Here is a 4,321-nt window from a genome sequence, read left to right as displayed (position 1 = left end):
CGCATTGCTGACGGCAACGAACCGCACGCGTGGATCTTGCGCGATCTCCAACAAGCGCTCCGGATACTTGCGACTGGCACGCCCACTCCGCCGCCAGGCTTCGGCATGCACATTGATGTCATAACCATGCAAGGTGGCGATGATGGGCATGCGCAGCTGATTGAGCATGGGCCATAGCGCCACCAAGTCCGTCCCGAAATGCACGTGGGCCACGTCGGCGTGCAAACTCTGCAAGTAACGTCGCACGCCGGGCGGTGGCAGATTCAATTCGCGCAGCGCCGCTCGCAGCACGTTCGGAATCGGACGCAGCTTCCAGGTCGCCAACAACTGATAGTTCAGCCGCGCCAGTTCCAAACCTTCGACACAATGCAGCCCGATCAACAGCGCGCGCCAGCGTTGCAACGCCAGCACTTGATTACGAATAAACGTTTCCGACAGCGGCAACAGGTTCTTTCGGAACACCAACGCCAGGGGCCGCGCATCGGCGTCGGTAATCTCGCGTCGTTGAACAGCGGACATAGTCGTCGGGGCGCCAATACGGCCGTCATTGCCGGCCAGTTTACGAGCCCCGGCGCGGGAATTCCTGCCAGATCCGGCCCACCGATAAGATGCCACTCGACGTTGCGCCCGCGCAGGCCTAGACTGATCCGCGATACGGATGCGGCTGGAAGCGGGAGGTCGTATGACCGCCAAGTATCTGTCCTGGGTCGCCTTGTTATCTTTATCGGCCAGCGGCGCGGCGTTGGCTCAGGCTCCTATCGCACCGGAGCCCATCACGGCCGTTTATAAAGCGACCGAAATCTCCTTCAATTATCGCAACTCCAGCCGCCATCACACCTGTCAGGAGCTGCAACAACGCGTGGCCCTGATCCTGCTCGCCGTCGGCGCCCGGGACGACCTCAAAGTGCAGGTCCGCAATTGCGACGTTTACATGATGCCCGAGGAGCCGATGAACGATCCGGTGTTCGGGCGTGACAACAGCCCCGCCTGGAATCGGGATCGCAACCGGGATCCGTGGAACGATCCCACCGGCGGCTTTCGTTCCAATACGCGCGATCAGCGTTCCCAAACGGCCATGGTGCGCGTACAGCTGCTGATGCCGGTGGAAGTCACGCCGCAGGTCATGCAGGAAATCGACAAGGACAAATCACGTCGCGAGCTGATCTCGCGCGTCACCAAGAATCCGGTGGCGGCCATGAACGACCCCATCGTGTTCGCCGCCGTCCGCCAGGAAGTCACGCTGTCCAGCAAGACCCTCAAGCTGCGGCCCGAAGATTGTTATTTGCTCGAGGAAATGACGCCGCAAGTGTTCCGGAAGCTGAACGTCAAAGTGGTCGACCGGACCTTCAACTGTGGGCCTCGCGACTCATCGCGCATCGCCCCGCAGCTGACCGTGGAAGCGTTGTTGCCGACCGGCGCCATCATGCCCATGCCGGATCCAGAGAAACAAAAGCGCGCCGGTGCGACCACATCGCCGGAACCGACCGAGCCACCTGCACCGACGCCCGAAATCGCGCAGGAGTGACTCTCCCGCGACTCGCTGGACATCCGCCCCGAGTCAGGCAATCCTGGCGCCATATTTCGGTGCGAGGATCGTGTCATGACCGCCGCCGCCCGACCCTTCTCAGCGCAGTCCGCCGCGCCCGTCGACGATCCGTCGGTGGGCTTGCCGGCCTGGATTTATCGCGATCCGGATTTTTTCGAGATCGAGAAACGAACCATTTTTCGCTCCAGCTGGCAGCTGGTCTGCCACGGCAGCGACATCCCCAACCCAGGCGACTATCACTGCTTCGAGCTGCTGGGTGAATCCATCGTTGCAGTTCGCGGTCGCGATGGTGAGATCCGCAGCTTTCATAACGTCTGCCGGCATCGAGCATCGCGCCTGCTCGACGGTCCCAAGGGGCATTGCGCGGGGCGAATCACCTGCCCCTATCACGCGTGGAGTTATTCGCTCGACGGCCGACTGATCGGCGTGCCTCATCGCGAAACCTTTCGCGACCTGAATCCGGAAGCGCACGGCCTGGTGCCGCTGGAACAGGAAATATTCATGGGCTTCGTCTTCATCCGCCTGGAGCCCGGCCTGCCCAGCGTGCGGGAGATGCTGGCGCCCTACACCGACGAGCTAGCCGCCTATCGCCTGGAAGAACTGGTCCCGCAAGGCCGCGTCACGCTGCGTCCACGCACTGTGAATTGGAAAAACGTCGCCGACAATTATTCCGATGGTATGCACATCGACGTGGCGCATCCCGGGCTCACGCGACTGTTTGGCCGCAGCTACGGCATCGAAGCGCAGCCGTGGGTCGACAAGATGTGGGGCGTTCTGCAAGACGCGCCGAGAAGTAATTGGTCGGAGCGCTTGTATCAACGCCTGCTGCCGGCCGTCGACTACTTGCCACCGGAACGACAGCGCCTGTGGACCTACTTCAAACTCTGGCCCAACGTGGCCTTCGACATCTATCCCGACCAAATCGACTTCATGCAATTCATCCCGGTATCGCCGACCGAAACCATCATTCGCGAGATCGCCTACGTGCATCGTGACGACCGCCGAGAAATGCGAGCGGCGCGTTATCTGAACTGGCGTATCAACCGGCAAGTGAACACAGAAGACACGACCTTGATCGCGCGCGTGCAAGCCGGCATGGCTTCGAGCAGCTACAGCTTCGGGCCGTTGAGCGAGAGCGAAGTGTGTCTGCGCAGCTTCACGCGTCGCATGCGTGCCATGATTCCGGAGAGCCGCAGTGCCCGCAAAGTCTGATGCTTTGATTGTCGGCGGTGGCCACAACGGGCTGGTCTGTGCGTTTTATCTGGCCGCCGCCGGCTTGAAAGTCACCGTGCTGGAACGTCGCCATGTCGTCGGCGGCGCGGCCGTCACCGAAGAGTTTCATCCGGGCTTTCGTAACTCGGTGGCGTCGTACACGGTTTCTTTGTTGAATCCCAAAGTCATTCGGGATCTCGACTTGCCCGCGCATGGGCTGCGCGTGGTCGAGCGCGAAGTCTCCAACTTCCTGCCCACCGACGATGGTCGTTATCTGGCCACCGGCGGCGATCGAACCAAGGCCGAAGTCGCGAAGTTCTCGCAGAAGGACGCGGAGCGCTTGGACGCATACGGTCAGCGACTGGACGTCATCGCCGACCTGCTGCGCGAGCTGGTGTTACAAACACCACCCAATGTGGTCGAAGGCGGCTGGCTGAGTGCGTTACCTGAACTCGTGAATGCAGCTCGCGTCGGCGGTCGTTTCAGTAAGCTCGACCTGGCCACTCGACAGGAACTGCTGAGCCTGTTCGTCGCCTCGGCCGGCGACTACCTCGACGGTTGGTTCGAAAGCGCTCCCATCAAAGCTGTGTACGGCTTCGATGGTGTCGTCGGCAATTACGGCAGCCCCTACGCCCCGGGCTCGGCTTATGTGTTGTTACATCATGTGTTCGGCGAAGTGAACGGTAAGAAAGGCGCCTGGGGTCACGCCATCGGTGGCATGGGCGCAATCACGCAAGCGATGGCCAAGGCAGCGGCTGCTCGCGGCGTGGATATTCGCGTCAACGCCGGTGTGCGAGAAATCATCGTCGAGAACGGCAAAGCAGTCGGCGCGGTGACCGAGTCCGGCGAAACCTTTCGTGCGTCGGCCGTCGTGTCGAACTTGAACCCCAAGTTGTTATATACGGGCTTGATCGCCGCAGCCGCCCTGCCCCCGGCGGTCCACCAGCGCATCAGCCAGTGGCGCTGCGGCTCCGGCACGTTCCGCATGAACGTCGCGCTCTCCGAGCTGCCCGACTTCACTTGCTTGCCAGGCAAGCAGCGCGCACCTCATCACACTGCCGGTATCATCATCGCGCCAAGCTTGGCCTACATGGAACGCGCTTACTTCGATGCGCGCACCACGGGCTGGTCCAAACAACCCATCGTCGAAATACTGATTCCTTCGACGCTCGACGACAGCCTCGCACCGCCCGGACAACACGTCGCCAGCATGTTCTGCCAACACGTCGCGCCGAAGTTGCCCAACGGCGAATCCTGGGACACGCATCGCGAAACCGTCGCCGATCTAATGATCGACACCGTCAACGCCTACGCACCCAACTTCAAAGCCTCGGTGCTCGGCCGCCAGATCAATAGCCCGCTGGACTTGGAACGCACTTTCGGCCTGATCGGCGGCGACATTTTTCACGGCGCGCTGCATCTGGATCAAATGTTTTCCGCTCGCCCCATGCTCGGGTACGGCAACTATCGCGGCCCGCTCGGCGGTTTATATATGTGCGGTTCCGGCACTCATCCCGGCGGCGGCGTAACCGGCGCGCCGGGCCACAACTCCGCACGCGAAAT

General features: G+C 61.6%; 4 protein-coding genes. 3 read left to right on the top strand and 1 reads right to left on the bottom strand.

The features are described from left to right. Positions 1–519: glycosyltransferase (locus JNL55_RS32750; RefSeq protein ID WP_293864656.1), on the bottom strand; the 519-nt coding region annotated here is incomplete at its 3' end. 163 nt (positions 520–682) lie between these two features. Here JNL55_RS32750 and JNL55_RS32745 point away from each other — a divergent pair. The 3 genes from JNL55_RS32745 to JNL55_RS32735 all read left to right on the top strand — a co-directional run. Then, positions 683–1,525: a hypothetical protein gene (locus JNL55_RS32745; RefSeq protein WP_293864653.1), complete on the top strand. Its 843-nt coding sequence runs from the start codon at positions 683–685 to the stop codon at positions 1,523–1,525. A gap of 75 nt (positions 1,526–1,600) precedes the next feature. Beyond that, the gene (locus tag JNL55_RS32740) at positions 1,601–2,758 is read left to right on the top strand and encodes an aromatic ring-hydroxylating oxygenase subunit alpha (protein WP_293864650.1); all 1,158 of its coding nucleotides are present in this window, start codon (positions 1,601–1,603) and stop codon (positions 2,756–2,758) included. Beyond that, positions 2,742–4,321, top strand: a 1,580-nt coding sequence (locus tag JNL55_RS32735) for a phytoene desaturase family protein (RefSeq protein ID WP_293864647.1), incomplete at its 3' end; no start/stop codon positions are given. The genes JNL55_RS32740 and JNL55_RS32735, both read left to right, overlap by 17 nt.

The organism is Steroidobacter sp., from assembly GCF_016790065.1.
Taxonomy (GTDB): domain Bacteria; phylum Pseudomonadota; class Gammaproteobacteria; order Steroidobacterales; family Steroidobacteraceae; genus Steroidobacter.
The sequence above is the reverse complement of the archived record's forward strand: the minus strand, read 5'-3'. Positions and strand labels throughout refer to the sequence as shown.

Excerpts from the sequence above, each read along its gene's own strand:
- JNL55_RS32745 (WP_293864653.1), top strand. The coding sequence starts at position 683 with ATGACCGCCAAGTATCTGTCCTGGGTCGCCTTGTTATCTTTATCGGCC.
- JNL55_RS32740 (WP_293864650.1), top strand. The coding sequence starts at position 1,601 with ATGACCGCCGCCGCCCGACCCTTCTCAGCGCAGTCCGCCGCGCCCGTC.